The sequence below is a fragment of the Pseudomonas sp. Je.1.5.c genome (assembly GCF_051129895.1).
In the GTDB taxonomy this organism is placed as follows: Bacteria; Pseudomonadota; Gammaproteobacteria; order Pseudomonadales; family Pseudomonadaceae; genus Aquipseudomonas; species Aquipseudomonas urmiensis.
The window spans coordinates 120887-146718 of sequence record NZ_JBCPSP010000001.1 but is presented as its reverse complement, the minus strand read 5'-3'; the positions used below and the strand labels follow the sequence as shown (position 1 = coordinate 146718).

26 protein-coding genes and 3 pseudogenes are annotated in these 25832 nt (G+C 59.5%); 13 read left to right on the top strand and 16 right to left on the bottom strand.

Annotated elements, in window-relative coordinates:
- Positions 1–7: 7 nt before the first annotated feature.
- Both AAZU54_RS00690 and ampC read right to left on the bottom strand, forming a co-directional pair.
- Positions 8–340, bottom strand: coding sequence for a hypothetical protein (locus tag AAZU54_RS00690; protein WP_186555168.1), 333 nt, complete (start codon positions 338–340; stop codon positions 8–10).
- 327 nt (positions 341–667) lie between these two features.
- Positions 668–1819, bottom strand: coding sequence for a class C beta-lactamase (gene ampC / locus AAZU54_RS00685; RefSeq protein ID WP_434726320.1), 1152 nt, complete (start codon positions 1817–1819; stop codon positions 668–670).
- Between the two features lie 123 nt (positions 1820–1942).
- On the opposite strand from ampC, the gene AAZU54_RS00680 reads away from it, so the two are divergent.
- Complete coding sequence (locus AAZU54_RS00680) at positions 1943–2935, top strand: bile acid:sodium symporter family protein (protein WP_405130352.1); 993 nt, start codon at positions 1943–1945, stop codon at positions 2933–2935.
- A gap of 40 nt (positions 2936–2975) precedes the next feature.
- Here AAZU54_RS00680 and AAZU54_RS00675 read toward each other — a convergent pair whose 3' ends face one another.
- From AAZU54_RS00675 to AAZU54_RS00665, 3 genes are read right to left on the bottom strand one after another with little or no spacing between them, the layout of a single operon-like run.
- Positions 2976–3560: a TetR/AcrR family transcriptional regulator gene (locus AAZU54_RS00675; protein WP_434726319.1), complete on the bottom strand. Its 585-nt coding sequence runs from the start codon at positions 3558–3560 to the stop codon at positions 2976–2978.
- A gap of 13 nt (positions 3561–3573) precedes the next feature.
- A complete protein-coding gene (locus AAZU54_RS00670; RefSeq protein ID WP_186555172.1) occupies positions 3574–4422 on the bottom strand; it encodes a 3-hydroxybutyryl-CoA dehydrogenase in 849 nt (282 codons plus the stop codon).
- Between the two features lie 12 nt (positions 4423–4434).
- Entirely contained in the window at positions 4435–5619 is a 1185-nt protein-coding gene (locus tag AAZU54_RS00665; protein ID WP_186555173.1) for an acetyl-CoA C-acyltransferase family protein, read from the bottom strand.
- Between the two features lie 169 nt (positions 5620–5788).
- On the opposite strand from AAZU54_RS00665, the gene AAZU54_RS00660 reads away from it, so the two are divergent.
- A complete protein-coding gene (locus tag AAZU54_RS00660) occupies positions 5789–6805 on the top strand; it encodes an AraC family transcriptional regulator (RefSeq protein WP_186555174.1) in 1017 nt (338 codons plus the stop codon).
- Positions 6806–6811: 6 nt separating this feature from the next.
- Here the strand turns inward: AAZU54_RS00660 and AAZU54_RS00655 are convergent, their stop codons facing one another.
- Positions 6812–8341 carry a catalase gene (locus tag AAZU54_RS00655; protein WP_186555175.1) on the bottom strand — a complete coding sequence of 510 codons (1530 nt, stop codon included), beginning with the start codon at positions 8339–8341 and terminating at the stop codon, positions 6812–6814.
- A 216-nt stretch (positions 8342–8557) separates the two neighbouring features.
- On the opposite strand from AAZU54_RS00655, the gene AAZU54_RS00650 reads away from it, so the two are divergent.
- Positions 8558–9016 (top strand): nucleoside deaminase, encoded by a 459-nt coding sequence (locus tag AAZU54_RS00650; RefSeq protein WP_264233497.1) that lies wholly within the window; start codon positions 8558–8560, stop codon positions 9014–9016.
- A complete protein-coding gene (locus tag AAZU54_RS00645; RefSeq protein WP_434726318.1) occupies positions 9013–10203 on the top strand; it encodes a CynX/NimT family MFS transporter in 1191 nt (396 codons plus the stop codon). Before AAZU54_RS00650 ends, AAZU54_RS00645 begins: the two co-directional genes overlap by 4 nt.
- Here the strand turns inward: AAZU54_RS00645 and AAZU54_RS00640 are convergent.
- Positions 10196–10468: pseudogene (locus tag AAZU54_RS00640) on the bottom strand (PLP-dependent aminotransferase family protein); the annotation flags it as partial. The gene AAZU54_RS00645 and the pseudogene AAZU54_RS00640 overlap by 8 nt on opposite strands.
- Before the next feature lie 98 nt (positions 10469–10566).
- Here AAZU54_RS00640 and AAZU54_RS00635 point away from each other — a divergent pair.
- The 7 genes and pseudogenes from AAZU54_RS00635 to AAZU54_RS00605 form a co-directional block, all read left to right on the top strand.
- Positions 10567–10684 (top strand): annotated as a pseudogene (locus tag AAZU54_RS00635) (DUF6555 family protein); the annotation flags it as partial.
- Between the two features lie 223 nt (positions 10685–10907).
- On the top strand, positions 10908–11132 hold the full coding sequence (locus tag AAZU54_RS00630) for a DUF2188 domain-containing protein (protein ID WP_264233501.1): 225 nt from the start codon (positions 10908–10910) through the stop codon (positions 11130–11132).
- Positions 11133–11813: 681 nt separating this feature from the next.
- The gene (locus AAZU54_RS00625) at positions 11814–12698 is read left to right on the top strand and encodes a manganese catalase family protein (RefSeq protein ID WP_312155634.1); all 885 of its coding nucleotides are present in this window, start codon (positions 11814–11816) and stop codon (positions 12696–12698) included.
- A gap of 249 nt (positions 12699–12947) precedes the next feature.
- Positions 12948–13341 (top strand): annotated as a pseudogene (locus AAZU54_RS00620) (ferritin-like domain-containing protein); the annotation flags it as partial.
- Between the two features lie 15 nt (positions 13342–13356).
- A complete protein-coding gene (locus AAZU54_RS00615) occupies positions 13357–13716 on the top strand; it encodes a transposase (protein ID WP_225915574.1) in 360 nt (119 codons plus the stop codon).
- Entirely contained in the window at positions 13713–14558 is an 846-nt protein-coding gene (locus AAZU54_RS00610) for an IS3 family transposase (RefSeq protein WP_331245230.1), read from the top strand. The genes AAZU54_RS00615 and AAZU54_RS00610 overlap by 4 nt, the downstream gene beginning before the upstream one ends.
- An 80-nt stretch (positions 14559–14638) precedes the next feature.
- Positions 14639–15403, top strand: coding sequence for a DUF72 domain-containing protein (locus tag AAZU54_RS00605; protein WP_434726317.1), 765 nt, complete (start codon positions 14639–14641; stop codon positions 15401–15403).
- Between the two features lie 74 nt (positions 15404–15477).
- Here the strand turns inward: AAZU54_RS00605 and AAZU54_RS00600 are convergent, their stop codons facing one another.
- The 8 genes from AAZU54_RS00600 to AAZU54_RS00565 all read right to left on the bottom strand — a co-directional run bounded on the left by AAZU54_RS00600 (position 15478) and on the right by AAZU54_RS00565 (position 23161).
- Positions 15478–15906 (bottom strand): winged helix-turn-helix domain-containing protein, encoded by a 429-nt coding sequence (locus AAZU54_RS00600; protein ID WP_434726316.1) that lies wholly within the window; start codon positions 15904–15906, stop codon positions 15478–15480.
- A 10-nt stretch (positions 15907–15916) separates the two neighbouring features.
- Positions 15917–16552: a glutaredoxin 2 gene (gene grxB, locus AAZU54_RS00595; RefSeq protein WP_312151271.1), complete on the bottom strand. Its 636-nt coding sequence runs from the start codon at positions 16550–16552 to the stop codon at positions 15917–15919.
- A gap of 36 nt (positions 16553–16588) precedes the next feature.
- On the bottom strand, positions 16589–17341 hold the full coding sequence (locus tag AAZU54_RS00590) for an SDR family NAD(P)-dependent oxidoreductase (protein WP_434726315.1): 753 nt from the start codon (positions 17339–17341) through the stop codon (positions 16589–16591).
- 60 nt (positions 17342–17401) lie between these two features.
- Positions 17402–19432, bottom strand: coding sequence for a pyrroloquinoline quinone-dependent dehydrogenase (locus tag AAZU54_RS00585; protein WP_434726314.1), 2031 nt, complete (start codon positions 19430–19432; stop codon positions 17402–17404).
- An 11-nt stretch (positions 19433–19443) separates the two neighbouring features.
- Positions 19444–19845 carry a glucose dehydrogenase gene (locus AAZU54_RS00580; protein WP_434726313.1) on the bottom strand — a complete coding sequence of 134 codons (402 nt, stop codon included), beginning with the start codon at positions 19843–19845 and terminating at the stop codon, positions 19444–19446.
- Positions 19846–19875: 30 nt separating this feature from the next.
- Entirely contained in the window at positions 19876–21177 is a 1302-nt protein-coding gene (locus AAZU54_RS00575) for an MFS transporter (protein ID WP_434726312.1), read from the bottom strand.
- A 128-nt stretch (positions 21178–21305) separates the two neighbouring features.
- Positions 21306–22307: a transketolase family protein gene (locus tag AAZU54_RS00570; RefSeq protein ID WP_434726311.1), complete on the bottom strand. Its 1002-nt coding sequence runs from the start codon at positions 22305–22307 to the stop codon at positions 21306–21308.
- Positions 22304–23161 carry a transketolase gene (locus tag AAZU54_RS00565; protein WP_264233523.1) on the bottom strand — a complete coding sequence of 286 codons (858 nt, stop codon included), beginning with the start codon at positions 23159–23161 and terminating at the stop codon, positions 22304–22306. The genes AAZU54_RS00570 and AAZU54_RS00565 overlap by 4 nt, the downstream gene beginning before the upstream one ends.
- A gap of 150 nt (positions 23162–23311) precedes the next feature.
- Here AAZU54_RS00565 and AAZU54_RS00560 point away from each other — a divergent pair, with 150 nt between their 5' ends.
- Entirely contained in the window at positions 23312–24196 is an 885-nt protein-coding gene (locus tag AAZU54_RS00560) for a LysR substrate-binding domain-containing protein (protein WP_312151281.1), read from the top strand.
- A 62-nt stretch (positions 24197–24258) separates the two neighbouring features.
- Here AAZU54_RS00560 and AAZU54_RS00555 read toward each other — a convergent pair whose 3' ends face one another.
- Positions 24259–24849 carry a TetR/AcrR family transcriptional regulator gene (locus tag AAZU54_RS00555; RefSeq protein WP_312151297.1) on the bottom strand — a complete coding sequence of 197 codons (591 nt, stop codon included), beginning with the start codon at positions 24847–24849 and terminating at the stop codon, positions 24259–24261.
- A gap of 129 nt (positions 24850–24978) precedes the next feature.
- On the opposite strand from AAZU54_RS00555, the gene AAZU54_RS00550 reads away from it, so the two are divergent.
- Positions 24979–25818 carry an alpha/beta fold hydrolase gene (locus AAZU54_RS00550; protein WP_312151283.1) on the top strand — a complete coding sequence of 280 codons (840 nt, stop codon included), beginning with the start codon at positions 24979–24981 and terminating at the stop codon, positions 25816–25818.
- Positions 25819–25832 lie beyond the last annotated feature (14 nt).

Here is a 25832-nt window from a genome sequence, read left to right as displayed (position 1 = left end):
GGACAACTCAGTTCAGTGGGTCGATCACCTTGACTGCCTGCCGCTCACGGGCGGCGGGCCATTCTTGTTGCAGGGTCTGCAGCACGCGGCCAACGAACTCGGTGTCGGCGGCGGCTTTCTTGCCGACGTAGCCTTGGCCACGGCGGTAGACCTTAAAGCGGGCGCGCATGGTTGGCAGGTCCGCTTCGAATTGATCTTCGACGCTGTTCGGCGGCAGGCGGTCGAGGCGTACCTCGCCGGTCTGGCTGAGCCACAGCAGGTGGTCGTCAAGGCTGTCCTTGCGCGCGGCGAACAGCTGGGCCAATTGGTCGATAGTCGGTTTGTCGTTCAAGTTCATCATAAAGCCCCCATTACCCGTCGATGAGTGATTTCACACTTGGCGCTACCCATGTAGCGCGCTACCAAGGCTGCTACAGCAGCATTGCAACAGGGGCTTTCTCACGCTGCCTTTTGGACAGTTCCCTCTCCACGGACGGCCTGCGTTACCGCGCAGGCCGTCTGGAACACCCTTGCCACCGCTCCCGATCAGGGAGACGGCTTCATCATGCCCAAGGCCGATTCACGTCGTCAACAGTTTTGTAGTGAATATTTTTTCTCACTACATCCTGTCTGACAATCCTCTCGACAGCGCCCTGCGTGAAGCACCCGAACAGCGCTAAAAGCTAGATTATTCAGGCGCCTGCATCTGCGTGAGGATGCGATATGCAGCCTCCACCCGGGCCTCGTTGGGGTAGTTGCGGTTGGCGAGCAGGGCAACACCCATGCCCTTGGATGGGATAAAGGCGACGTAAGCGCCAAAGCCTGCGGTAGAACCGGTCTTGTTGTACCAGGCGGCTTGCGCTGCAGGGCTTGCCGGCAGCAGCCGCTGGGTAGCCTGGGGCTTGAGGGCAAAGTCTGCGCCATGACCCTTGCGCAGGGTGTCGAGGCTGACCGGGTAGGGGTAGCGCTCCCAGCCAAGGCCCTGGGTCATGGCGCCGACCTGGAAGTAGCCGGTGTGGGTGATGGCGATGGCGTGCTTGAGCGTTGGGCTGAGGCGCTCGGGCTGCAGTTGCAGGCGCACGTAGCGCATTGCATCGACCACATCGGTTTTGATGCCGTAGGCCTCATCGGCGAAAGGTCCAGGATTGACCCGCACCGCTCGGTCCTGCGCATCGTAGCCCTGCGCGTAGAGGCCCTGCGCAGCAGCGGGAACCGCCAGGTACGTGTGCTTCAAGCCCAGTTGCGGCAGCACGGTGTGCGTCATCAACTCGGCAAACGGGCGCTGCTGGGCGCGCGCGGCCAGATCGCCAAACAGCCCAAGACTTGGGTTTGAATAGCAACGCTGAGTGCCCTGCTCGCTACGGGGTGGCCATTGTTGGTAGAACGCCATCACCTGGGCAGCGGTGGTGACCTCATCCGGGAATTGCAACGGCAGGCAGTCGGCACTGTAGGCGCCAAATTCCAGCACGCTGGCCTTGCCCAGTGGCGCACCCGCCAGGGCCGGTTGGTAGCGACTGGCAGGGGCGTTCAGATCAAGCTTGCCTTCGGCACTGGCCAGGGCTGCGAGGGTGGCGGTGTAGGTCTTGCTCAGCGAGCCGACTTCGAACAGTGTTTCGCGGTTTACCGGCTGGCGGTCTTGCTTGTTGGCCAGGCCGTAGGTGAAGTAGTGCTCCTGGCCATTGGCGAACACCGCCACTGCCATGCCGGCAATGGCATGGTCGCGCATGAGCGGTTCAATGATCGCATCGACCTTTGATTGCAGGTTGTCTGCCAGGGCTTGGGCACTGCTCAGGGAGAGCGCTAGGCCCAGCATGAGCAGAGGGGTGGGGCGATTGCGCATGGGTTTTCCTTGCCTGATGCGTGCAGTGTCCGTTGGGCGACACTGCTAGGGGTTCCGGCGTTAGCGATAAAGAGGGCCAGACCTTATCGTCTGCATTCGCACAATGACAAGACGGAACCCGGAATGAAGTATTTGCGCATGTTATTCGACAACTTCACCTTGGCCCTGCTTGGGGTGGTGTTGATTGCCAGCGTGCTGCCGTGCTCGGGCGAGGGCGCGGTACTGTTCGGCTGGTTGACCAACCTGGCCATCGGCCTGCTGTTCTTCCTGCACGGCGCCAAACTATCGCGCGAGGCGATCATTGCCGGTGCCAGCCACTGGCGGCTGCACCTGCTGGTGTTCTCCTGCACGTTCGTGATGTTCCCGCTGCTGGGGCTGGCGTTCAAGCCACTGTTCGTGCCGTTGGTGGGCAACGAGCTGTACCTGGGCGTGTTGTACCTGTGCGCCTTGCCAGCCACAGTGCAGTCGGCGATTGCCTTCACCTCGCTTGCGCGGGGCAACATACCTGCTGCGATCTGCAGCGCGGCCGCTTCCAGCTTGTTAGGGATCTTCCTGACGCCATTGCTGGTGATGCTGCTGCTTGGTGCCGACGGCGATACCGGCTCGGGCCTCGATGCGGTGCTGAAGATCACCCTGCAACTGCTGGTGCCGTTCGTGGCCGGGCAGATTGCCCGACGCTGGATCGGTGATTGGGTCAAGCGCAATGCACGCTGGCTGAAACTGGTCGATCAAGGCTCGATTTTGCTGGTGGTCTACACCGCGTTCAGCGAGGCGGTGGTCACCGGCCTTTGGCATACCGTGTCGGCGCAGCATCTGGCGGGGTTGTTTGCGGTCTGCGGGATTCTGTTGGCCGTGGTGCTGGTGGGCACGCGACTGCTGGGACGGGTGCTGGGGTTCAATGTCGAGGACCAGATTACGATCCTGTTTGCCGGCTCGAAGAAGAGCTTGGCCACCGGCGTGCCGATGGCGCAGGTACTGTTCGTTGGCAGTGGAATTGGCGCAATGATCTTGCCGTTGATGCTGTTCCACCAGATCCAGTTGATGGTCTGTGCGGTGTTGGCGCAGCGTTATGCCAGCCGGGAAGAACCTGCTGAAGAGGTTTCGGCGGCGTCCTGAAGCTGACGTGGGGCTGTGCCGGTCTCATTGCGGGCACAGCCTAGCGCAAGGTCCGCTCGATCCCACCCAGCAACACACTCTCCATCAGCGCAAGGCTCTGATCTGCGGGCAAGCCCCGGCCATGCAGCCACCCTGGCAACTGATTGAGCAGGGTCGCCAGCACATGCGCAGTGGCTGCCAGCCTCTCACCTGCCAACGAGGTCTTGGGCGCAATCAGGTGTAACAAGCCCGCCTCGTAACGCTTGCGAGCGACCAGCAAACGCGCTTGCTGGCCTTCGCTCAGGCAGCACAGGTCGCGCTCGGCCAGGCGAAACTGCAGCGGCCGTTCGGCATGCAGTTGCCAATGCGCGGCTACCAGGCTTGCCAACACCGGCTTGCCTCGCGCCAAAGCCCGTCGCCCTTGATCGAGGGTCGCTTGCAGCTCCTCGTACAACTCCTCGATCAGGTCGTAGAGCAGGTCCTGTTTACTGGGGAAGTGGTGGTACAGCGAGCCTGCCGTCAGGCCGACATGCGCCGCCAGCTCGCGCATGCTGACCTGGCCGAAGCCTTTTTCGGCAAACAGTGCCATGGCCTTGTCGCGACGCTCATCGAAGTTGGCACAGCGCAGGGCAGCGTTGACTGGCATGGCACTCGCTCCATCAGTAGGTGAAGAACCCGCGGCCACTCTTGCGCCCCAAGTACCCGGCGGCGACCATTTCCTTGAGCAGCGGGGCAGGGCGGTACTTGCTGTCGTTGAAGCCCTCATGGAAGGCCTCCATGATCGCCAGCAGCGTGTCCAGGCCAATCAGGTCAGCCAATGCCAGCGGGCCGATCGGTTGGTTGCAGCCAAGGCGCATGCCGGTATCGATATCCTCGGCACTGGCCAGGCCCTCCTGGCGGACAAAGATCGCCTCGTTGATCATCGGCACCAGGATGCGGTTGACCACAAAGCCTGGGCGATTGCCGGCGGTGATGGGCGTCTTGCCGAGCTTCTCGGTCACCAGCAAGGCCTGGGCGTAGGTACTGTCGCTGGTTTGCAGGCCACGAATGATCTCGACCAGCGCCATCATCGGCACCGGGTTGAAGAAGTGCACGCCGATGAAGCGCTCAGGGTGCTCGATGCTTGCGGCCAACTGGGTGACCGACAGCGACGAGGTGTTGGTGGCGATCAGGCAATCGGCGCCAACGTTGGCGGCCACCTGCTTGAGGATGCGCAGCTTCAGCTCAAGGTTCTCAGTCGCGGCCTCGATCACCAACTGCGCGCTGCTCAGGGCGGCGTAGTCGGTACTGGTGCGGATCCGCGTCTTGGCCGCCTCGGCCTGATCAGCGGCGAGGGTACCTTTGTTGACCTGGCGTTCGAGGTTCTTGCTCAGGGTCGCCACGCCGCGTTCCAGGGCAGCGTCCGAAACGTCGATGACCAGCACCTGGAAGCCCGCCACGGCACACACCTGGGCGATACCATTGCCCATGGTGCCGGCGCCGATCACGGCGATCTGTTCAATGCTCATATTGACGATTCCTTACACGCGTTCGAAGACGACGGCGATGCCTTGGCCGCCGCCGATGCACATGGTAGCCAGGGCGTAGCGGCCCTGGATGCGCTGTAGTTCATGGATGGCCTTGGTGGCGATGATCGCCCCGGTGGCGCCTACCGGGTGGCCCAGAGAAATGCCCGAGCCGTTGGGGTTGACCTTTTCCGGGTCGAAGTCCAGCGCGCGGGCGACCGCGCAGGCCTGGGCGGCGAAGGCTTCGTTGGATTCGATCACGTCCAGGTCGCTGACCGAAAGACCTGCCTTTTCCAGCACCTTCTGCGTGGCCGGAATCGGCCCCAGCCCCATCAATGCCGGTTCCACCCCCGCATGGGCGTAGGCCACCAGCCGCGCCAATGGCTTCAGGCCCAGTCGGCGCACCGCATCGCCAGTGGCCAGCACCAGCCCGGCGGCGCCGTCATTGATGCCGCTGGCATTGCCCGCAGTGACGCTGCCATCTTTCTTGAATACGGTCTTCATGCCGGCCAACTGCTCGGCGCTGACATCGCCGCGCACATGCTCGTCCACGGCGAACTGCACGCTGCCCTTACGGGTCTTGAGTTCCAGCGGCACGATCTGGCTGGCGAAACGGCCCTCGGCGATGGCGCGGGCGGCGCGTTGCTGGCTGGTCAGGGCCAGTTCATCCTGCATTTGCCGGGTGATGCCGTGCTTGGCCGCAACGTTCTCGGCAGTGATGCCCATGTGGAAGTGTTCGAACGGATCCTGAAGAATGCCGACCATGTAGTCGATGCCCTGCAGGTCGCCCATGCGTGCACCCCAACGAGCTTGCGGCAGTAGATAGGGGCCGCGGCTCATCGATTCGGCACCCGCAGCCAAGGCTACCTCGCAATCCCCCAGCAACAAGCCTTGGGCTGCCGAGACGATTGCCTGCAGGCCTGAGCCGCACAGGCGGTTGACGTTGAACGCCGGGGTTTCCTTGGGGATGCCAGCGTTCATCGCCGCCACCCGGCCGAGGTAGGCGTCGCGCGGTTCAGTGGGGATCACGTTGCCCATGACCACATGACCGATCTGCTCGGCCGCCACGCCTGAACGCTCGATCGCCGCACGGGTAACCGCGCTGGCCAGATCTGCCAGGGGCAGGTCCTTGAGCGAACCGCCAAAGCCACCGATGGCTGAACGCACGGCACTGACAACGTAGATTTCTGCACTGCTCATATGAGGCTCCAATTGCGAAGGCGTGGCGGGATAGGGCCTGGCTCTGCGAGAATGACCGCGGTATCCACAGTGGGTCGAGTCTAGGCAAAGGTCGAGGCAGGGCCTATGTCGGATCTGCTCAGTCAACCTGGCATTTTTTGCCACTCAGCCTAGACAGTGAACATCAACCATGCGCGATAGCGATTCGGTCGCGGTGTACTTTCTCAATGCCATGGTGCATGCCCTGCGCGATCAGCCCGAGCAGCGCGATGGCCACTTGTTGGCCGTTGGCATCGACCCCGCCTTGCTCGATCAGCCCCAGGAGCGGGTGCCGGCCAAGGCCTTCGCGCGCCTGTGGCTAGACCTGATCCATGCGCTTGACGATGAGTTTTTCCGCCTCGACAGCCACGGCATGCCGATTGGCAGCTTTGCCTTGATCTGCCGTGGGCTGGTGCAGGAGCCGAACCTGGAGAAGGCCCTGCGTCAGTGCCTGGGTAATTTCGCCCTGTTTTTGCGTGACCTGCGCGGGAGTTTTTCGGTGCGCGGCGGGCGCGCGGTGATCAGCGTGCAGTCGAGTATCGAAGACCCGCTGACCCGGGTCTATGCCGAAGAAACCTACCTGGTGTTGGTGGTCGGTTTGCTGTGTTGGTTGGCGGGGCGGCGTATCGTCATCGACCGCACCGAACTTGCCGTCGCCCGACCCACCCAGGAAGACGACACGCTGTTGTGGGGGCCTGATCTGCGTCTGGGCAGTGGCCGCACCGAGGTCGAGTTCGACAATGCCTACCTGCGCCTGCCGGTGGTGCAAGACGTGGCAGCCTTGAAAACCTTCTTGCGCACCGCACCCCAGGGGCTGGTGATCCGCTTTCGTAATCAAAATGGTTTGGTCGCCGAGGTTTACCGGCATTTGCGCGCCAGGCGCTATGGCCAGTGGCCGACGCTGACTGCCCTGGCTGAACGTCAGGGCTTGAGTGCCAGCAGCTTTCGCCGCCAGCTGGAACGTGAAGGGCGCTCGTACCAGCAGATCAAGGATGAAGTGCGCCGGGCCATGGCCTTCGAGCGTCTGCGCGAGGGCAGCCTGAGCATCGCCGAGATCGCCGAGCAGACCGGCTTTCAGGAACCCAGCGCGTTCCATCGCGCGTTCAAGAAGTGGACCGGGCATAGCCCGGGCAGTTACCGCTCGCGGCTCAATCGCCACGAGCGCTAGGCGCTTTCAGTCTTCGAGTTTGGCCGCCAGTACTTTCATCTGCTCCAGATCGCCTTTGGCCACCTTGGCCACACCTTCGCCATAGGCCGGATCAGCCTTGTACAGGAACGACAGGATGATCAGCTTGCTTTCATCATCGGCTGCTGCCAGCGACTGGCCAAAGCTGTTGATCAGGTCGCGCTGCTCAGCCTCGGAGAAGGAGCGGAACAGCTCGCCAGCCTGCTTGAAGTTCTGCTCACGGGCGATCCCTTGCTGCTGCGTGCTGCCCGCCAGTGGCAGGGCACTGTAGCGCGCCGCCTCAGGCGTGGTGCGTGGTTTTAGGCGGCTGGGTTGATAGTTGACGCTGTCTTTGCTGCGACCGGGGTTGTGCGCGCCATCCTGGTTGCCATTGTCTACCGCTGCCCGTGGCTGATTGATCGGCAGGCTGCTGGCGTTGGCGCCGACGCGATACATCTGCGTATCCGCATAGGAGAACAGCCGACCTTGCAGCAGACGATCCTCGGAAGGCTCGATCCCGGCGATCAGGTTGGACGGGGCCAGGGCCACCTGTTCGGTTTCCTGGAAGACGTTGTCGACGTTGCGATTGAGCACCATTTGGCCGACACGACGTTCGGCTACATCGGGCCAGATCTTGGTGGGGTCTAGTGGGTCGAAATCGAACTTGGCCAGCGCCTCTGGGCTCAGGGTCTGAATGTACAAGTCCCATTTGGGGTGTTCGCCACGACTGATGGCGTTGATCAGGTCAGCGGTCATGTGGCTGAAGTCTTTGCCTTGGATCTGCTCAACGGCGGCTGGGTCGAGGTTGACCTGGCCCTGCAGGCTTTTCCAGTGAAACTTCACATAAGTCGTCTCGCCCTTGGCGTTGACGAACTTGTAGGCGTGCACGCTGTTGCCGTCCATGTGCCGGTAGCTTTTTGGCGTGCCTTGGTTGGAGTACAGCAGGGTCAGCGTGCGGGTGGCTTCGGGCATGTGCGAGAACAGGTCGAAACGCCGTTTGTCATCGCCCAGGTTGGTGCGTGGATCGGGCTTGAAGGCATGCACCATGTCCGGGAACTTGATTGCATCGCGGATGAAGAAGGTTGGGAAGTTGTTGCCCACCAGGTCCCAGTTGCCGCTGGCGGTGTAGAAGCGGGTGGCAAAGCCGCGTGGGTCGCGCAGGGTTTCTGGCGAATGCAGGCCATGCACCACCGAGGAGAAGCGCACGAACACCGGCGTGCGCAGGCCAGGAGTGAACAGCGAGGCTTGGGTCAGCTCGCCGAGGTCTTCGAAGGCGGTGAATATCCCGTGGGCGCCCGTGCCGCGGGCATGTACCACACGCTCTGGGATGCGCTCGCGGTCAAAGCGTTGCAGCTTCTGGATCAGCTGTACGTCCTGCAGCAGCACTGGGCCTGCAGCGCCGGCAGTCTGCGAGTGCTGGTTGTCGCCCACGGGCGCGCCATTGTCGCGCGTCAGGTGGGCGGCATACAGGCCGTTGCTGGCGAACAAGGCCGAAGCGAGCAGCGCGGCTGCCAAGCGGGTGGGGCGGGTTACTGGCATCTGAGGAGCCCTTGTCTAGTGGGTCGGGCCTGCGATGCTAAGTAGCTTGCTGCGCCACCACTGTCGGATCTTTCTCCTTCTGCGCGATGCTTTTTAGACGGCGCTTATCAGGCATCGGCTTATTCAGGTGGCCACTGAGGTGCATCCAATCTCTTCATTTCAGCCACAGCCCGCGAGACGGGATAATGCTGCCCTCTGCAACAGGAGTAGTGCTTCATGTCCAACCAACAGTTCATGCGCGAGGCCCTTGATCTGGCCCGCGCCAATATTCAAGCCGGTGGCCGTCCGTTTGGCGCCGTACTGGTCTATCAAGGTCAGGTGCTCGCCCGCGCGGTCAACGAGATTCATCGCAGCCAGGACCCGACTGCCCACGCCGAAATGCAAGCCATCCGCCAGGCCGCGCAGGCCTTGGGCCGGCCACGCCTGGATGGGGCCGAGATCTACGCTACTGGCCACCCTTGCCCGATGTGCCTGGCCGCGATGCATTTGTGCGGCATCGAGCGGGCCTGGTTTGCCTATGACAACGACGAAGGCGAGCCCTATGGCCTGTCTACTGCCGCAGTCTATGCGCAGATGGCCAAGCCACCGCAGCAGCAAAGCCTGCCGCTGCGCCCGCTCAAGCCGGCAGGCGAAGCTGATCTGTACCGCCAATGGCAGCAGGTTCAGCAGGCATGAGAGGCGCTTTTAATCTGCTGCTGGTGGTCTTGTTGGCGCTCAACCTGCGGCCGATTCTCACCAGCATAGGCCCGCTGCTCGAACCGATGCGCGCCAGCACTGGCCTTGGCTATCAACAAGCGGCGCTGCTGACAGCACTGCCGGTGCTGTGCATGGGCCTGATGCCCTTGCTTCACCCGTGGCTACGCCGCTGGCTGAGTGAGCATGGCGGCATGCTGATGGGCTTGGCGGCGATTGCCGTGGCCTGTCTTTGGCGCTTGCAGCTGGACACGGTCTGGGCGCTGATTGCCAGTGCGGTTGTCGCAGGCCTGGGGGTGGCAGTGGTGCAGGGCATGATGCCGGGGTTGGTCAACCGCTGGTTCCCCGGCCGTCTGGCGGCAACCATGGGGTTGTACTCGGCGGCCTTGATGAGTGGTGGTGGCTTGGCTGCCGTACTCGGCCCGCACATCAGTGGCTATTTCGGCCATTGGCAGGCGGGCCTGGGTATCTGGGCAGTGCCGGCCTTGCTGGGGTTGCTTGCCTGGGCAGTGCTGCGCCCGCGCCAGGACACGCCCACGCTCGCCAGTGGCGGCGGTGGGCACTGGTTCGGCAACCGTCGTGCGTGGCTGCTGGCGGTGTACTTCGGCTTGATCAACGGCGGCTACACCAGCATGGTCGCCTGGCTGCCGGCTTATCATTTGGAGCACGGTGGCACTGCTCAAGGTGGCGCCGATCTGGTGGGCCTGATGACCCTCTTCCAGGTTGCAGGCGCACTGGGTTTGCCGCTGTTGCTGCGACGTTTTGCCGATCGCCGTCTGGGGCTTTGGCTGGCGTTGTCGATTCAGCTGTGCGGTTTCCTTGGCCTGCTATTGGCGCCGACTGCGGCGATGGGGCTGTGGGTGGCGCTGATCGGTCTGGGCCTGGGCTCGTGCTTCAGCCTAAGCCTGACCTTGACCCTGGAACACCTGAAAACCCCGGCCGAGGCTGGTAGCCTGGCCTCGTTCGTACAGGGCATCGGCTTTATCATCACTGGCATCGTGCCCTACATCACCGGCTGGCTGCGCGATGTAAGCGGCGACTTCCAGGCTTCGTGGGTGCTCCTGACCTGCACGGTACTGGCCATGCTGCTGGTGACCGCGCGGTTCGCCCCGCAGGGCTACGCTGGCGCTATCGCCCGACCCGAGCGGGCAGCCCAAGCGCTTAGCTGAGCTGATGCAGGGTATCGCGCACCCGGTTTAGCAGTTCGTTGGCGCTAAAGCCCGGGGCCAGCCCCGGTCGCACCGGCGCTTCGCTGAAGAACGGCGCCAGAGAGTACAGACCTACCTCGACCTTGCGGGCCAGGCTGATCAACAGCTCGACCTCCACCCCGGGGCTGGCCAACGCGCTCAGGTGACAGCCGGCGTTGGCCGGTACCGCCGTCAACCAGGGCGCCAGGTCGGTGTCCAGGCGCGCCAGGATCCTACGACGGGCTGCCAAGCTCTTCTGGACTCATCCGATTGAATTTTTCTCCCATTAGATACCTCAATAGCGCATGACTAGGCAGGGATTGTTGTGCCAGCACTTGCACGTACGTGATCGACCACGAACTGCACGGCAATCACCGGATTCATCATTTGCCTAGAAAAAATGGACAACGCCGTCACCTGGTATTGGGCCAGTTGCGATGCCGGCGTCGGCATCATCCCCAGGTTGAGTGCTTAGTGTTGGACACCTGACCCATTAGCTTGGAGGTTTAGTCATGCAACCAAAGACCGAGGGCCCCGAAGAGAAGGGGCCAAGCGATGTCCCCTTCATCAATGACCCGCAAAAGCCTACTTCGCCACCCTTGAATGACGCTGACGCCACGGATGCAGCGGAAGCTGAAGAGGATATACAGGACGATGGCCAGTCAATTTAGCTGGATGAGAAGACTATGGATAACTATCACCTAAACCCGACGTCGGATGGATGGGAGTTGAAGAAAGCCGGTGCTGACCGGGCATCCAAGCGGGCTGCGACGAAGCAGGAACTGGTCAGCATGTTGCCAGCCTTCTTTGAAGGCAAAACGGCTTCTGTGAAAATTCACCAAGCAGATGGCACGATTGAAGAGGAGCGCACTTACCCTCGCTCAGCTGACCCACGTCGAACCAAGGGGTGAACACTGTCACAGCGCGTGATCTCGGAATCGATCTCACCAGCGCCGACGGTTTGTTCAGGTGGTTGCTCGCCAGTTTCCTGATGGGGAAGCGGATTCGCTCAAGCGTCGCCGTGCAGACTTATCGAGTCCTGGTCGACCAACAAGCTGCCGATACACCGGGTAGACTCGCTCGCTGCTCGCATTCGACACTCGTCCGTTTGCTGGGCGAGGGAGGTTATGCCCGTTACGATCAGTCGACTGCCCGGCGTCTCCATGCGCTAGGCTGCACCCTGGCTTCAAAGTGGGAGGGTCAACTTCAAGACATGCAAGCGGGTTCTCTCAGTAGCGACGATTTTAAGCGCTGGCTGCTGAGCTTCGAAGGCGTGGGCCCTAAAACATTGGAGATATTCATGCGAGAATTTTCTCAGCACCATCATTAAGGCCTGTGCGGCAATTGGGTGGCGGCCGAAATCAGCTATGTGTAGATCTTGGGGTCAATATTCTTTCTAATATTTGCGCGCGTTGAATCTGCTGCGCAAAATAACACGATCCTGTTTATTGGTTAAGTTTGACCTGCAGTGGTTATACCATTTGTCTGCTTTTCAGATTTTTGTCCGCACATTTCCTTTACGTATTATCTCCCATAATAACGCACGGCAAATAATCGTATTTGCGGCGCTGTATTTGCCGTGGAGGCATAATATGTTCATTCATAACAAACGTTTACAGTATACGGTGCGCGTTGCCCAGCCTAATCCTGGTCTGGCCAATTTGCTGCTGGAACAATTTGGTGGCGCGCAAGGGGAATTGGCCGCGGCGAGTCGATATTTCACCCAGGCGCTGGCGGAGGACGATGCTGGCCGCAAAGACCTGCTGATGGACATTGCAACTGAGGAATTGAGCCATCTGGAGATCGTGGGGTCGATTATTGTCATGCTTAATAAAGGGGCCAAAGGACGCCTGGCAGAAGGGATTGAGGAGGAGGGAGAGCTTTACCGTGCCATCAACGGCGCCGGTAATGACTCGCATATCACCAGCATCCTGTATGGGGCCGGTGCACCACTGACCAACTCTGCAGGCGTGCCTTGGAGTGCTGCATATGTCGACACCATCGGTGAGCCGACTGCAGATTTGCGCTCGAACATCGCCGCCGAAGCGCGCGCCAAAATCGTCTACGAGCGGTTGATGAACGTGACAGATGATCCAGGCGTCAGGGAAGCGTTGGGCTTCTTGATGACACGTGAAATCGCTCACCAGCTCTCATTCGAAAAAGCCCTACATGCCATCCAGCCGAATTTCCCCCAAGGCAAGCTCCCGGGCATGCCGGAGTTCACCAACAAGTATTTCAACATGTCGGGTGAGCCTAATGTGCGTGGTCCTTGGAACGAAGGCAGCGAGTGGGACTACGTCGAAGATCCCGCCCCAGCGGTGGACGGTGGGGATGGCAGCGCTTCGGTAACCCTCTCCGAGATGGAGTTAGAAGCGGTTGAGGCCATGAAGTTGCGCACGACCTCTCAGCCGGACAGTAATCCGATTACCGGCGCAGACCTGGGGTCGGGGTTGGTGCAGGGGCGCGACAGCGAGTAGTTCCGATGCGAACCCGAATACCGGCCGGCAATGTCACAAAAGACAAGGGCGCTGAGCTTGCAATGCGCAGGGCCTTGATGGCGTTTGAAGTGGACTCGCGCCTGGCGTGCAGGGCATTGCGAATCCGCATGGCCATGGTGGTCTTCGGCGTTGGGACACTGCTTGCGAACGATGTGCCCGAGCCGCCACGCCTGCCAGCTACCCATGGAAAGCATTTTTAACCGATAGTAGTTTTCTGAGGAAATACCCATGCCTGCACGTAAAAGCGTTGAAGATTTGTTCATTCACGAGCTGTCGGATGTGTATAGCGCCGAGAAGCAGATCACCAAGGCCCTGCCTCATTTGGCGCGCGCCTCCTAATCCACTGCTTGCTGAAGCCTTCCTCTCTCACTTGGAGGAAACGCAGGGCCAGATCGAGCGAATTGACCAGCTGGTTGAGCTTGCAGGCTTGAAACTCAAGAGAATGAAGTGCGTCGCCATGGAGGGCCTGATTGAAGAGAGCAAGGAGCTTTTGGACGAAATTGAAAAGGGTGCTGTATTGGATGCCGCACTCATCGGGGCTGCACAGAAAGTTGAGCATTACGAGATCGCGGCTTATGGCACGCTTATCGCGATGGCTAAACACTTGCGAATGAAGGAGGCGGCTTGATCTGGCCTAATGATTTTGGACACCTTCTACGGGCGCTATGATGGCGCCCAATTGGAGGCAAAATCAGTGCGAAAGTCATACTCGAAAGAACAGAAAATCCGGGCTGCTGAGATGGTGCTCGACGGTGGTCAATCAGTACCCGAAGTCTGTGAAATGCTTGAAATTGGGCCTACAGCCCTGCGTCGCTGGGTTGAGCAAGTGCGCAAGGAGCGAGAGGGCAAGGTACCGGCTGGAGCCAAGGCTATCACCCCGGATCAACAACGAATCCAAGAGTTGGAGGCGTTGGTTCGGCAGAAAGACCGAGATATCGAAATCCTAAAAAAGGCCAGTGCTCTCCTGCTTCGGGACTCCAAAGATCGTTTTCGCTGATCAACGAGCTGAGTGAGCAATACGGTATCGTCGAATGCTGTCGCGTGCTTGGGGTCAAGCGCAGCAGTTTCTATGCATGGCGCAAACGCCAAGCCCGGAAAAATCCAGAGCGGGATCAGTTACGCTCGGCTGTAGAGGGCCATTTCAAAGTCTCTCGAGGTTCGGCTGGATCGCGAACACTAACCGAGGAACTGCGGCGTGACGGCCATAAAGTCGGACGCTACAAAGTGCGTAGTCTGATGCGTGAAGCTGGCCTGAAATGCAGGCAGCGCCGGCCGCACCGGTACCGTTCTTCAGGCGCGGAAGCGCTGATTGCAGAGAATCAGCTGAAGCGGAATTTCAAAGTTTCGACGATCAACGAAGTGTGGTGCGGGGATGTGACCTATATCCAGGTTGGCAAGCGCTGGCTGTACTTGGCAGCTGTGCTCGACCTGTACGCACGACGGGTGGTGGGCTGGGCATTTTCAATGATTGCGGACGCCAGGCTGGCCTGCAACGCGCTACGCATGGCGGCCGAATCCCGCGGCAAGCCGAAGGATGTGATGTTTCATTCCGACCAGGGATGCCAGTACACCAGCCACAAGTTCAGGGCTGCACTTGAAGAGTACGACATGAATCAGAGCATGAGCCATCGAGGACAATGCTGGGATAACGCCGCCATGGAGCGCTTTTTTGGGGCCCTGAAGTCAGAGTGGATTCCCGCAGGGGGTTATGAAACCGAAGCACAGGCGCGGGCTGACGTTCAGGCTTATTTGGTCCGCTACAACCTGAAGCGCCTCCACAGCTACAACGGTTATCAAACCCCGGTAGCCATGGAGAAAAAGCTCAAGGATGCGGCATGAAACCTTAACTGGTGTCCAAAATAAGTTGACCAGTTCAGGCAAGCCCCTTGGAAAAAGCCGGATATCGAGGAGCATTGGTAATGATCTACATCGGGTGCGCCGGCTGGAACCTGTCACGGCCTTCTTTGGAAGAATTTCCCTTTTTGGGTAGCCACTTGCAGCGTTACGCGACTCGCCTTAACGCGGTAGAGGTCAACAGTTCGTTCTATCGATCGCATCGGCCCCAAACCTATGCTCGGTGGGCAGCGTCGGTGCCAGAAGGTTTCAGATTCTCGGTCAAGGCGCCACAGACAATCACCCACGAACGGCGGTTGATGAATTGTGAGACACCGCTGAAGGACTTCCTAGAGCAGTGCGGTCAGCTCGAAGGCCGTCTCGGTTGCATTCTGCTGCAGTTACCACCGTCACTGCAGTACGAGGCAAAAATTGCTCAGAACTTTTTTGAGCTAATGCGCAAGCACTACGCGGGGCCACTGGCGCTAGAACCTCGGCATCCATCCTGGCGGGATGCAGACGCTAAATTGTCGGCCTTTCAAATTGCCCAGGTAGGCGCGAGTCCACCCCGTTTCGGTGACGATGAGCAGCCCAGTGGTTGGCCAGGCATGGTGTATTGGAGACTGCATGGAGTCCCCCGGACTTACTACAGTTCATACCCGAAAGAGTATCTGCAGCGCTTGTCGCAACGGCTCGAAGTGAGTAGGGCCAACAATGTGCCCACCTGGTGCATTTTCGACAACACCACGTCCGGAGCTGCGTTAGGCAACGCTCTTATGATGCAGGCATTGCTCAACCCTGTTGAGGCCGCGAGACAGCGAGTGAGTGTGGCACCAAGTAAGGCGTGTTAGACCAGTGTAGGTCCTGGGTAGCAATTCGCTCTCAGGGATATTCACGGCTTGATGAGTTCAGGCGGCATAAGCTGCTATGAGAGACTTTGGCAGGTGGAGCATTGCTCAAGAGCTTGCAGTCGAAGTCCCTGCCTTCTGAATGTCTTTATTTCAAACGGCGCCTGCAGTGTGTGAAGTATTTTTCTCAAATAGCAGATCTGAACGTCGATGATCTTGGTGCCAGGGTTGAATTGATATCCCCAGACCTCGCTGAATATCGTTTTTCTGCTCATCACCGTCCCTTGGTTGAGAAGGAGGAGTGCCAAGAGACGGGCGGGCGTCGCCTGGAGCAATAGGCATCGCTCATTGACGCGTAAGAGATTGACGCGTGTATCCAGGATTAGAGTCGCATCCAGGCCGACAGCAGATATCTTTATCTGGCCAGCTTCGCTGTACCAGAACCGCTGTTCGATACTGCTTCCCGCCCTCCGCCCGCACTGGGCAACCACCTCGGATCTGGACATGGTATGTCGCTCAGCCGTGGTGCCCGAACAAAAGTGGAACACCACATGAATCGCTCAGGCGCTCCATGTAGTCACGAACCAGCTTCGGGAACTCAATCTCACGGACGATAGACAGCGACCGAAGCACCGGCCACAGTGTGATGTCGTTGATGCCAAGAGCCTTTCTCTCAGCTACAAGTGGTGCCAAGGCCTCAAGCATAGGCTGGATAGATGCAAGTAGTTTTGGCATGGCTTCGCGCAACATCTCCAGATTACCAAAAGCCAGCTCTTCACGCTGACGGTAGGCCTGCTTCGCCTCTGGCGTGGCGATCTCTGCGAAATTGCCCTCTACGAATCGTGGGATAAACAGTCTGAGTGCTGTTGGCCACACTTCCTTGATCCACTCATCCAGTGCGCGGTCTTGCGGAGCAAGGAGGGCAGTGGGCCCCAAACTATCCAGGTATCGAACAATGTCCAGGCTTTCGCCGATGTGGCTTCCGTCATCCTTGCGCAAGATGGGCAGAGCCTTCTTACCGATCAGTCGAATCGGCGTCTTGGCGTCACCCTCCATGACTACTTCAAGAGTAACTGGAAGACATTTGAGCCCAACGATCATCCGGGCCCGTGTGCAGAATGGGCAGTGTTCGTAGATGTAGAGTTTCATCATGTTGACCTCTCCAATAACCTGTCCGGCGTGATGGACTCAGAACTGCACTGAACGAGTGAGTCCACCGTCGACCAGCAGGTTGGTGCCCGTTGTAAAGCTGGCAGCAGGGCTGGCCAGGAAAACCACGGCCTTTGCTACCTCCTCCGGCGTAGCCATACGTCCCATCGGGTTTTCGGCCAGGCATTTGGCAAAGGTTTCGGGCTGCTCCCGCTCGATGTCACCCCATACACCATCAGGGAAGTACACGTTGCCAGGGGATACTGAGTTGACTCGAATACCCTCGCTTGCATGGCGAACCGACAGGGTTTTGCCATAGTGAAGCAAGGCGGCCTTCAAGATGCCGTAGGGTTCTGCGAACATATCAACCTCACGGCCCGATACGCTTGAGATCAAGACTACCGAAGCTGCTTGCGACTCGCGCAGAGCAGGCATAGCCGCTTTGATCATCGTGGCACTGCCCAGCAGGTCGGTATCGAAAGCTCGGCGCCAGGTCTGCAGATCATCTCCCCCGGCCAGGGCACTGACGTTTGGTATGACAATGTCGAGCCCGCCCAAGCGCGTCGCCGCATTATCTACCCAGGCACGAACCTGTTCTGGTTGGGTGACGTCTACGGCAGTGCCCGAGGCGTGTTCACCAAATTCGATCTGGGCGTTGCGCACGCCCTTTTCACCGCGAGCGCAGAACGCAACGTGCGCGCCTTCGGCGAGAAAGAGCTGGACGATTGCTCGGCCAATGCCCCGCGATGCGCCGCTGACCAAAACGCGTTTACCCTGCAGACCTAGATCCATGGTTTTTCTCCTCTGTCGAATAGCTCCAAGACGGGGCCCTAGCGAGCCCCGACGCTGGCCTTACTTGCGTAGCTTGTAGGCAATGATCTCGTCGCTGGTTCCGGTTTCCATAAAGGCATGACCAGAAGCAGAAACCAGTACGTATTGCTCGCCGTTGACTTCATAGGAAATCGGATTGGCTTGCGCACCCACTGTCAGCACGTCTTCCCACAGCACTTCACCGGTGGCCGTGTCGATGGCGCGGAACAGGTTGTCAGTTGCAGCCCCAACGAATGTCAGTCCGCCCGCCGTGGTCACGGTGCCACCGTTGTTGGGCAAGCCGATATTGAGTGGCAAGTGCGACGGGATGCCGAACGGGCCGTTGCGACGCGCGGTGCCCAGAGGTTCGTCCCATACGGTCTTACCGGTGTCCAGGCTGACTGCACGAATTCCACCGTAGGGTGGCGCCGAGCACGGCACGCCGGTGCCCCAGTTGCGCCAGCCGGCATTTACGCTGATCGCATACGGTGCGTTGACCTGCGGATAAGTCGAGGCGCCGCCTTCACCTTTACCTGACTTGCTGCCGGCCTTGTTCAAGGCCGTCTCGTCAGGCTTCGGCGCGTAGATAGGTTTAAGCCCCATCTTGTCAGCCTGCTCTCGCGGGATCAGTTGGTTGAGGTTGGGGATGTCGTTGTAGTTGGCAATCAACAGCCGTCGCACCGGATCGATGGCCACCGAGCCCCAATCCGACCCACCGTTGTAGCCAGGGTATTGAATCCATGGGCGATCGACGGAAGGCGGCGTTAGATAGCCCTCGTAGTTCGCCTGGCGGAACTGAATACGGCACATCAGCTGGTCAAGTGGGGAAAAGCCCCACATGTCTGCTTCGGTCTTGGGGGCCTTGCGCAAGGTGTGCCACTCGGAGGTGGGCTGAGTATCGGCCAGGAAGTCTGGCTCCACAGATCCGCCTTTCGGGGCCTTCACCTCGCCGATAGGGATCAGCGGTTCGCCTGTGGCACGATCCAGGATGTAGATATCACCTTGCTTGGTCGGCAGCAGCACCGCGGGTACCGGCTTCCCATCCTTGCCCGGGTAATCCAGCATGGTCGGTTGACTGCCCAGGTCGTAGTCCCAGACATCGTGGCGAATGGTCTGGAAGTGCCAGACGTCTTTACCCGTTTTTACGTCTACCGCCACCAGTGAAGTGGAATATTTGTTCTCGGCTGCGCTGCGGTTGGAGCCATAGTAATCGATCGAAGAGTTGCTGATCGGCAGATAGACATAGCCAAGCTCCTCGTCGCCAACTGCTGCCGTCCACATGTTCGGCGTGCCACGGGTGTAGGTGCTGCCCTCAGCTGGGCCATGAACGTTATCCGGGTTAGCCAGATCCCAGGCCCAAGCCATTTTTCCCGTTACTGCGTCATAGCCGCGAATGACACCTGAGGGCGCATCTTCATCTTGGCCATCACGAATTTGCGCACCGGTGACAACCACGCCGTTGACGATGGTTGGCGGAGCTGTCACTGCATACCAGCCGGGCACTTTCTTGCCCAAGCCTTCCCACAGATCAACCGTGCCGTTTTGACCAAAGTCCTTGCAGGGCTCACCGGTGCGCAAGTCGACCGCGACCAGTCGAGCATCGAGCGTGGCCTCAACCACGCGGCTCCGGCACTGGGCGGTCTCGGGGAGTTGCGGCGCGGTATACACCGCGACGCCTCGGCAGGCAGCAGCATGAGGAATTGCCTGATCAGGGACGCCCGGATCATGGCGCCAGTTCTCTTTACCGGTTGCGGCGTTGATCGAGATAAGTATGTTCTTGGCAGAACACATCAACAGATCGTTGCCTACCTTCACTGGTGTTGTTTCCGGCGAATAGCGGCTGCCTGGGTTCGGAAGATCCCGAGTGTGATAGACGAAGGCGCGCTCAAGGCGCCCGACGTTCTCTGGCGTAATTTGCTTGAGCGGACTGAACCGCTGGGCGTTGTGATCGCCACCATAGAACGGCCAGTCGCTGCCGACCTGCGGCACGTCCTGAGCCTGAGCGAACTGCATCTGCAATGCGCAAGAGATCGCAATGGCAAGTGCGCCACCGCTTTTGACGGATGTGAACATAACAGTCCTCGTTACGCAGCAGTGCGGTGGGGGGCGCGGCGCAGCGCCGGCGATAGGAAAAGAATGAGCAACAGAATCACGGTCATAGCCACCAGACGTGGCACCAGACCCCACCAGTTAAGCCCGACCTCCCACAATGCCCAGATCACGGTCAACACCCAGATCACGCCGAACAGATGCAGGGCACCGCGTCTCTGCCCCCACAGCAGGGCGGCGGTTATCACGCATCCTGCGCCGGTCAGGGCGTAGTACCAGCTACCGCCCAAAGCGATCAGCCATACCCCGCCTCCGAACAGGGCCATGCCAAAAGCACCAAGGGCCAAAGCCAATACAACGGTTGCCAGCCGCCACTTCCCGCCAGAACCAGGCTGGGCCTGGCCGTTGTTGCGGGATACACCACTACGTTGATTCATGACGCTACTGCTTCCTTCATTTCAAGTAATTCAGGCCATTGCCCGATTGTCAGTGTTGACCAGCCCGATCGGGCGGCGTGTACAGAACATCGAGAGGATGGCGCCCACTACCAACAAGGCGCCAACCACCACGAAGGCCAAGGCGAAGCTGCCCGAGCCGGCAACCACATATCCGGTCACGATCGGCGCCAGCAGCCCAAACAGATTGCCGACCGCTGTGATGAAGCCTGCTGCAGTGCCGACGTCGTCTTCAGAGCGCACCAAGTCGTTCACAAGCGAGAGGTTCAGAGAAATCGCCGAAGCGCAGGTCGCCAACGACAGGGTGATCACAAACAGAATTGACCAGGTGCTGTCGATCGCTGGCACCAGAAAGATGACCGAAGAGGCGAGCAACACACTCGCTACCACCATGCGACGCTGTCCTGTTTCGGCTGCACCTGGGCGCATCGCCTTGTCACTCAGGCGGCCAATAACGATGGCGAGAATCGCCGCACCAAGGTATGGGATAGCGGTGTAGATGCCGCTGGACATCACTGTCAGGCCTTTCTCAGCCTGCAGGTAGGTCGGCAGCCAGGTCAGGAAAAAGTAGGTAGCGTAAACAGCGCACCCATGCGATAGGGCAATGGCCCACATGCTGCTGGAGCGTGCGAGGCCCTTGAGGCCAAGCGACACAGCCTGCGCCGGCTCGGCCCCGTGTGAGACGCTACCTTCAGCAATCTCCGCGCGTTCAGCATCGTCAAGCCATGGGGCTTTGGCAGGGTGGCTGTACCATTTCAACCAGGCAGCCAGCCAGAGGAATCCCAACGCACCGGCTACGACAAACGCGATGCGCCAGCCAAACGCGCTAATCAGCCAGCCAAAGCCAATGGCGCCGATGGCCGGGCCTACCAGGCTGCCGCTGTGGAACACGGCGGTGGCCATGCCACGCTCTTTGAGTGGCATCCATTCGCGGATGACGCGCGCGCCGGCAGGGTAGGTAGTGGCTTCGCCCATGCCCATGATTAGCCGGCACGTGAGCAATGAAATAAACCCGGTCGACAATGCGGTGCAGGCAGTGGCTACCGACCATACCCCGATGCCGTAACCGTTGACCTTTTTAGGGCCAAAGCGGCCTACGAGGTAGCCCATGGGGATGAGGGCCAGAAAGTAGAGCCATACGAAGGACGAGAAGAGGTAGCCCATCGCAACCGGCGAGATATCGAATTCCTCTTTGAGCACTTTGGAGGCAACCGAAAGCGAAACTCGGTCAACGTAGTTGATCAGTGTCAGGGTGAAGAGAAACGCGTAGATCCACACACGCTTTTTCTTCAACAGACTGGTGTCTTTTTGCATCGCCATCACCTTGTAGTTATAGGGACGATCCAGGGACGAAACACTCGGGGCGTCGGCACAATGGCTCGCTCACCTTGCCCGGGCAGTGGGCAACGCAGAGTGAGCGGCCATCGCAGATCAGCAATCGATCAGCCCAGCCAACGCTGGATGTTGGCGACCATGACTTCTTTGGAAATGCCGTAGCGGTCATGAAGGGTCGGCAGCGCACCTGCATCCAGGAACTGGTCAGGCAGCGCCACGTGACGAACTTCCGGTTGCACGCGGGCTAGTAGCAGCGCCATGGCTATGGCCTCACCGAGGCCACCGATCTGGGTGTGGTTTTCCGCGATGACAACCAGCCGGCCTTCGCGGCGACATTGTTCCAGGATGGTCGCGACATCGAGCGGCTTGATCGTCGGTACGTGCAAGACCGCGGTGTCGATTGTGTGCTTGGCCAGTTCGTCTGCTGCTTCAAGGGCGCGCATAGTCATGAGGCCCGAGGAAATGATCAGCACATCTTTGCCGTCACGCAGCAACTTGGCTTTGCCCAGCTCGAATGTGTAGTCGTACTCATCGAGGATGAGGGGTACGCGTCCACGAGGTAGGCGCATGTAGACCGGGCCGTTGTGCTCCGCTATAGCGGCTACACATTGCTCCGTCTCCAGCGCATCGCAAGGATCGATGACCATCATCTGGGGGATTGCTCGCATCATCGCCAAGTCTTCGGTGGCCTGATGGCTTGGGCCGTAGCCGGTAGTCAGGCCCGGTAGCGCCGCACAAATCTTCACATTCAGGTTCTCTTCAGCGATTACCTGATGAATGAAGTCATAAGCTCGGCGAGTGGCGAATACCGCATAGGTGGTGGCGAACGGTACGAAACCTTCTTTTGCCATACCTCCAGCCGCAGCCATGAGCAGTTGCTCGGCCATACCCATCTGCAGGAATCGCTCTGGATAGCGTTGGGCGAAGATATGTAAGTCGGTGTACTTGGCCAGATCAGCTGTCATGCCGACGATGCGAGGGTCCTTCTGGCCTGCCTTGACCAGGGCGTGGCCAAACGGTGCGGACGTGGTGCGCTGTCCCTCGCTGGCGATGGACGCGATCATGGACGACGTGGTGAGCTTCGGCTTTGCTGGGGAGGCGGCGGTCATTGTGGGCTCCTTGGCGCGTGGATCTCATCGAGGACTGCGAGGGCTTGCTGCCACTCCTGGGGCTCGACCCGGATGAAGTGGTTCTTGTCACGCTGCTCCAGGAAGGGCACGCCTTTACCCATCAGAGTGTCGAAAAGAATGACTCTCGGTTTTTCGCCTTGTACCGCCCGCGCGATGTCGAAGGCCTGGATCACAGCCTGCAGATCATTGCCGTCGACGCGTTGCACATGCCAACCGAACGCGGCCCACTTGTCGACAAGAGGCTCGAACTGGAGGATGTCGTGGGAAGGGCCGTCCGCTTGCTGGCGGTTGATGTCCACCAGATTGATGAGGTTGCCGAGCTTGTGGTGCGAAGCCGACATGGCAGCCTCCCACACCGCGCCCTCGTCCAGCTCGCCATCGGACATCGAGTTGTAGACGAACGCATCGTTACCTTTCATGCGCAAACCCAGCGCCTGACCCACCGCAATAGCCAGCCCCTGGCCTAGGGAGCCGCCCGAAATTTCCATGCCGGGTGTGTACGTGGCCATGCCGGACATCGGCAAGCGACTGTCGTCGGAGCCATAGGTTTGCAGCTCATCTTCTGGCAATACGCCGGCTTCCAGCAGCGCGGCATACAGGGCGATTGCGTAGTGCCCATGGGAAAGCAGGAAGCGGTCACGGCCTTCCCACTCGGGTTGATCCGCGCGAATGTTCATCGCGTGGCAGTAGGCAACAGCCAGTACGTCGGCCCAGCCCAATGCCTGGCCGACATATCCTTGGCCCTGGACTTCGCCCATACGCAGGGCGAACCGTCGGATTCGCCATGCATGCGTCGACATCCGGGCAAAATGGTCATTGCGACTCTCGGTCATATTGTTCTCCATTGGTGACCAGCGATCCGGAGTTACTGACGCAACGGATTCATCAGTAACCAGCCGAATTGAGTAACCCCTTGATGATCATGTAAAAATACAGGCTCGACAAAAGGTTTAAATTCGCCAGTCAATGAATTGGATTCACCAATGAAGATCTTGAAAAAGGTACCTCTCTCAGCCCTGAGGGTATTCGAAGCGGCGGGTCGAACCTGCTCTTTTGTAGAAGCAGCAAAGGAGCTGGATCTCTCGTCAAGCGCGGTAAGCCATGCCATACGCAAATTGGAAGTCGCCGCTGAAGTCTCTCTTTTCACTCGCAGTACGCGCCATACGGCGCTGACAACCGAGGGCGCCATGCTGCTGGATCATGTGCAGCGTGGTTTCGAGGAGATGAGCCGGGGATTGGCGATTGCGACCAATGAGCCCGCAGTGCCGCTGCGCCTTCACGTGGCACCGACGTTCGCCAGCCAGTGGTTGGTGCCGCGCCTGGCCGGCTTTCTGCGTGATCATCCCGGCATCGACCTGCGGATATCCGCCAGTACTGACTATGCACTGTTCGACAACGATGATTTCGACCTGGACATCGTCTACGGCGAACCCAGGGTCTCTTCGCACGAAAAGACGCCGCTGCGCATTGAAGAGCTAACACCCCTATGCAGTCCTGAGGTTGCCCAGCATCTTCGCTCGCCGCAGGATCTGTACTCCCAGTTTCTTATCCAGAGCGATGGTCAATCCGTGCAATGGAAAGGGTGGTTTGCGGCCAATGGAATGCCTCCGCCGAACAGTTATGGCTTGGCGTTCGATCGAAGCTCCATGGGTATTGCAGCAGCGGCGGGCGGCCTGGGAGTAGTGCTTGAATCTGACCTGGTGGCTGAGCAGGAGCTGGCAAGCGGTCGGCTGGTCAGCCCGCTTCGGCATGTCAGCAACAGTGTCCGCTACGTTGGCCACTACCTCGTGCATCCTCGGCGGCATAGGCAACCGCACGCAGTGACTCAGTTCAAGCAGTGGCTGTTCAAAGAGTTAGCTGTCCCTTGATGCTGAATGGGGGCTCGGAACTCCTATCATTTCGGGACAAGCTTCAAGTTCAGCTCGTAATATCAGACCGGCTGGCGGCCTTGCTGCACCTGCTTTTTATCGCCTTGAGGCGCCAATTTGTCCAAGATCTGCTCACGACACACGCTTAGCACTTCATCAGCAAGCGGAGAATCGTCCGGGCAGGCTCGAGACAGAATCAAGGCGCCGAGGACGTGCGCAAATGTATCGATGATTTCCGCCCGGCTTACCTTAGGCTCGTTTCCCTGTAAAACCTCCAGCACCCCCTCAATTCCAGCCTCGTAAACTGCTTTGATGTCATCTGACTGGCGAGCAGCGTCTCCTCCCAGTGCCGCTAGCGTGCAACCTTTTCCTTTCTCATCGCGGTGCTTGCGAGACAGGTAGAAATTGACGAAGTCGGCCAACTGGATGCCGTGCAGCTGCTCGGCCGTCTTATTGATTCCGCAAGTCGCGGATTCGCCCATCAAGTCCGCCTTGGACTTGAAGTGCTTGTAAAAACCGCCGTGGGTAAAGCCGGCAGCAGCCATGAGGTCGGCAACACCCACGCCGTCGTAGCCGCGTTCACGGAATAACGTAGAAGACGTTTCCACGATATGGGCCCGGTTAGCTTGTGCCTGGGCCTTTGTGACCTTCATTTCTGTGCTGTCTCCGCTATCAAGCCAACCAATATCATACATTGATGATGTTCATCATCAAAGGCGTTGACTGGTAAGATTATGATCATCATCATTAGCCCATGTCTTCCACCGAGAGAGCAAAACGTCATGAGCTATACCCATTTCACCGTTCCGACCCGCACAGTTGAAGTAGGCGGTGACGCTTTCACTTACCGTCGCTGGGGCAATCCTTCTGGTGTGCCGCTGGTCTTCATCGCCCACTTCCGTGGCGGGCTCGATCACTGGGATCCGATCATCACTGATGGTCTGGCGGCGGGACGTGAAGTCATCCTGCTCAACGGTAGAGGTGTGGCTTCTTCGTCGGGTATTCCGGCCACGACCATTGAGCAAATGGCGGATGACATTGCAGCAGCCATCAAGGCCTTGGGGCTGACCCAAGTCGACCTGCTCGGCTTCTCAATCGGTGGACTGCAGGTTCAGGAAGTGGCACTTCGTCACCCTGAGTTGGTGCGCAAGCTTCTGCTGATCGGCACCGGACTGCGCGGCGGTGATCCAACCATGGCGGAGGGTGTGAGAGAAGCCGCTTCGAACCCCGTTCCGACCATCGAAGACTTCCTGTTTCTTTTCTTCGGTCGTTCGGAAACTGCCAAAAAAGCGGGCCTGGCTTTCTGGGAACGGCGCAACCAGCGTTCCGATCAGGACACCCCAAGCTCCATTGACGTCGCCCTGGCCCAGGGCGCTGCTTTTGCAGCCTATGTCCAGTCGGCGCAGGGAGAGAACCGCTTCTCCTACCTCCACGATCTCAAGCAGCCCACCTTGGTAGTCAATGGCGTCGACGACGTCATGATCCCTTCGATCAATTCGTGGAACCTGGTGCAGAACATCCCCGATGCCCAGTTGCTGATCTACCCCGACTCCGGTCACGCCGCTCATTTCCAGTATCCCGAGCGCTTCCTGAAGCACGCGCTCCAATTCCTGGAAGAGTAAGACCACGCCTGCTG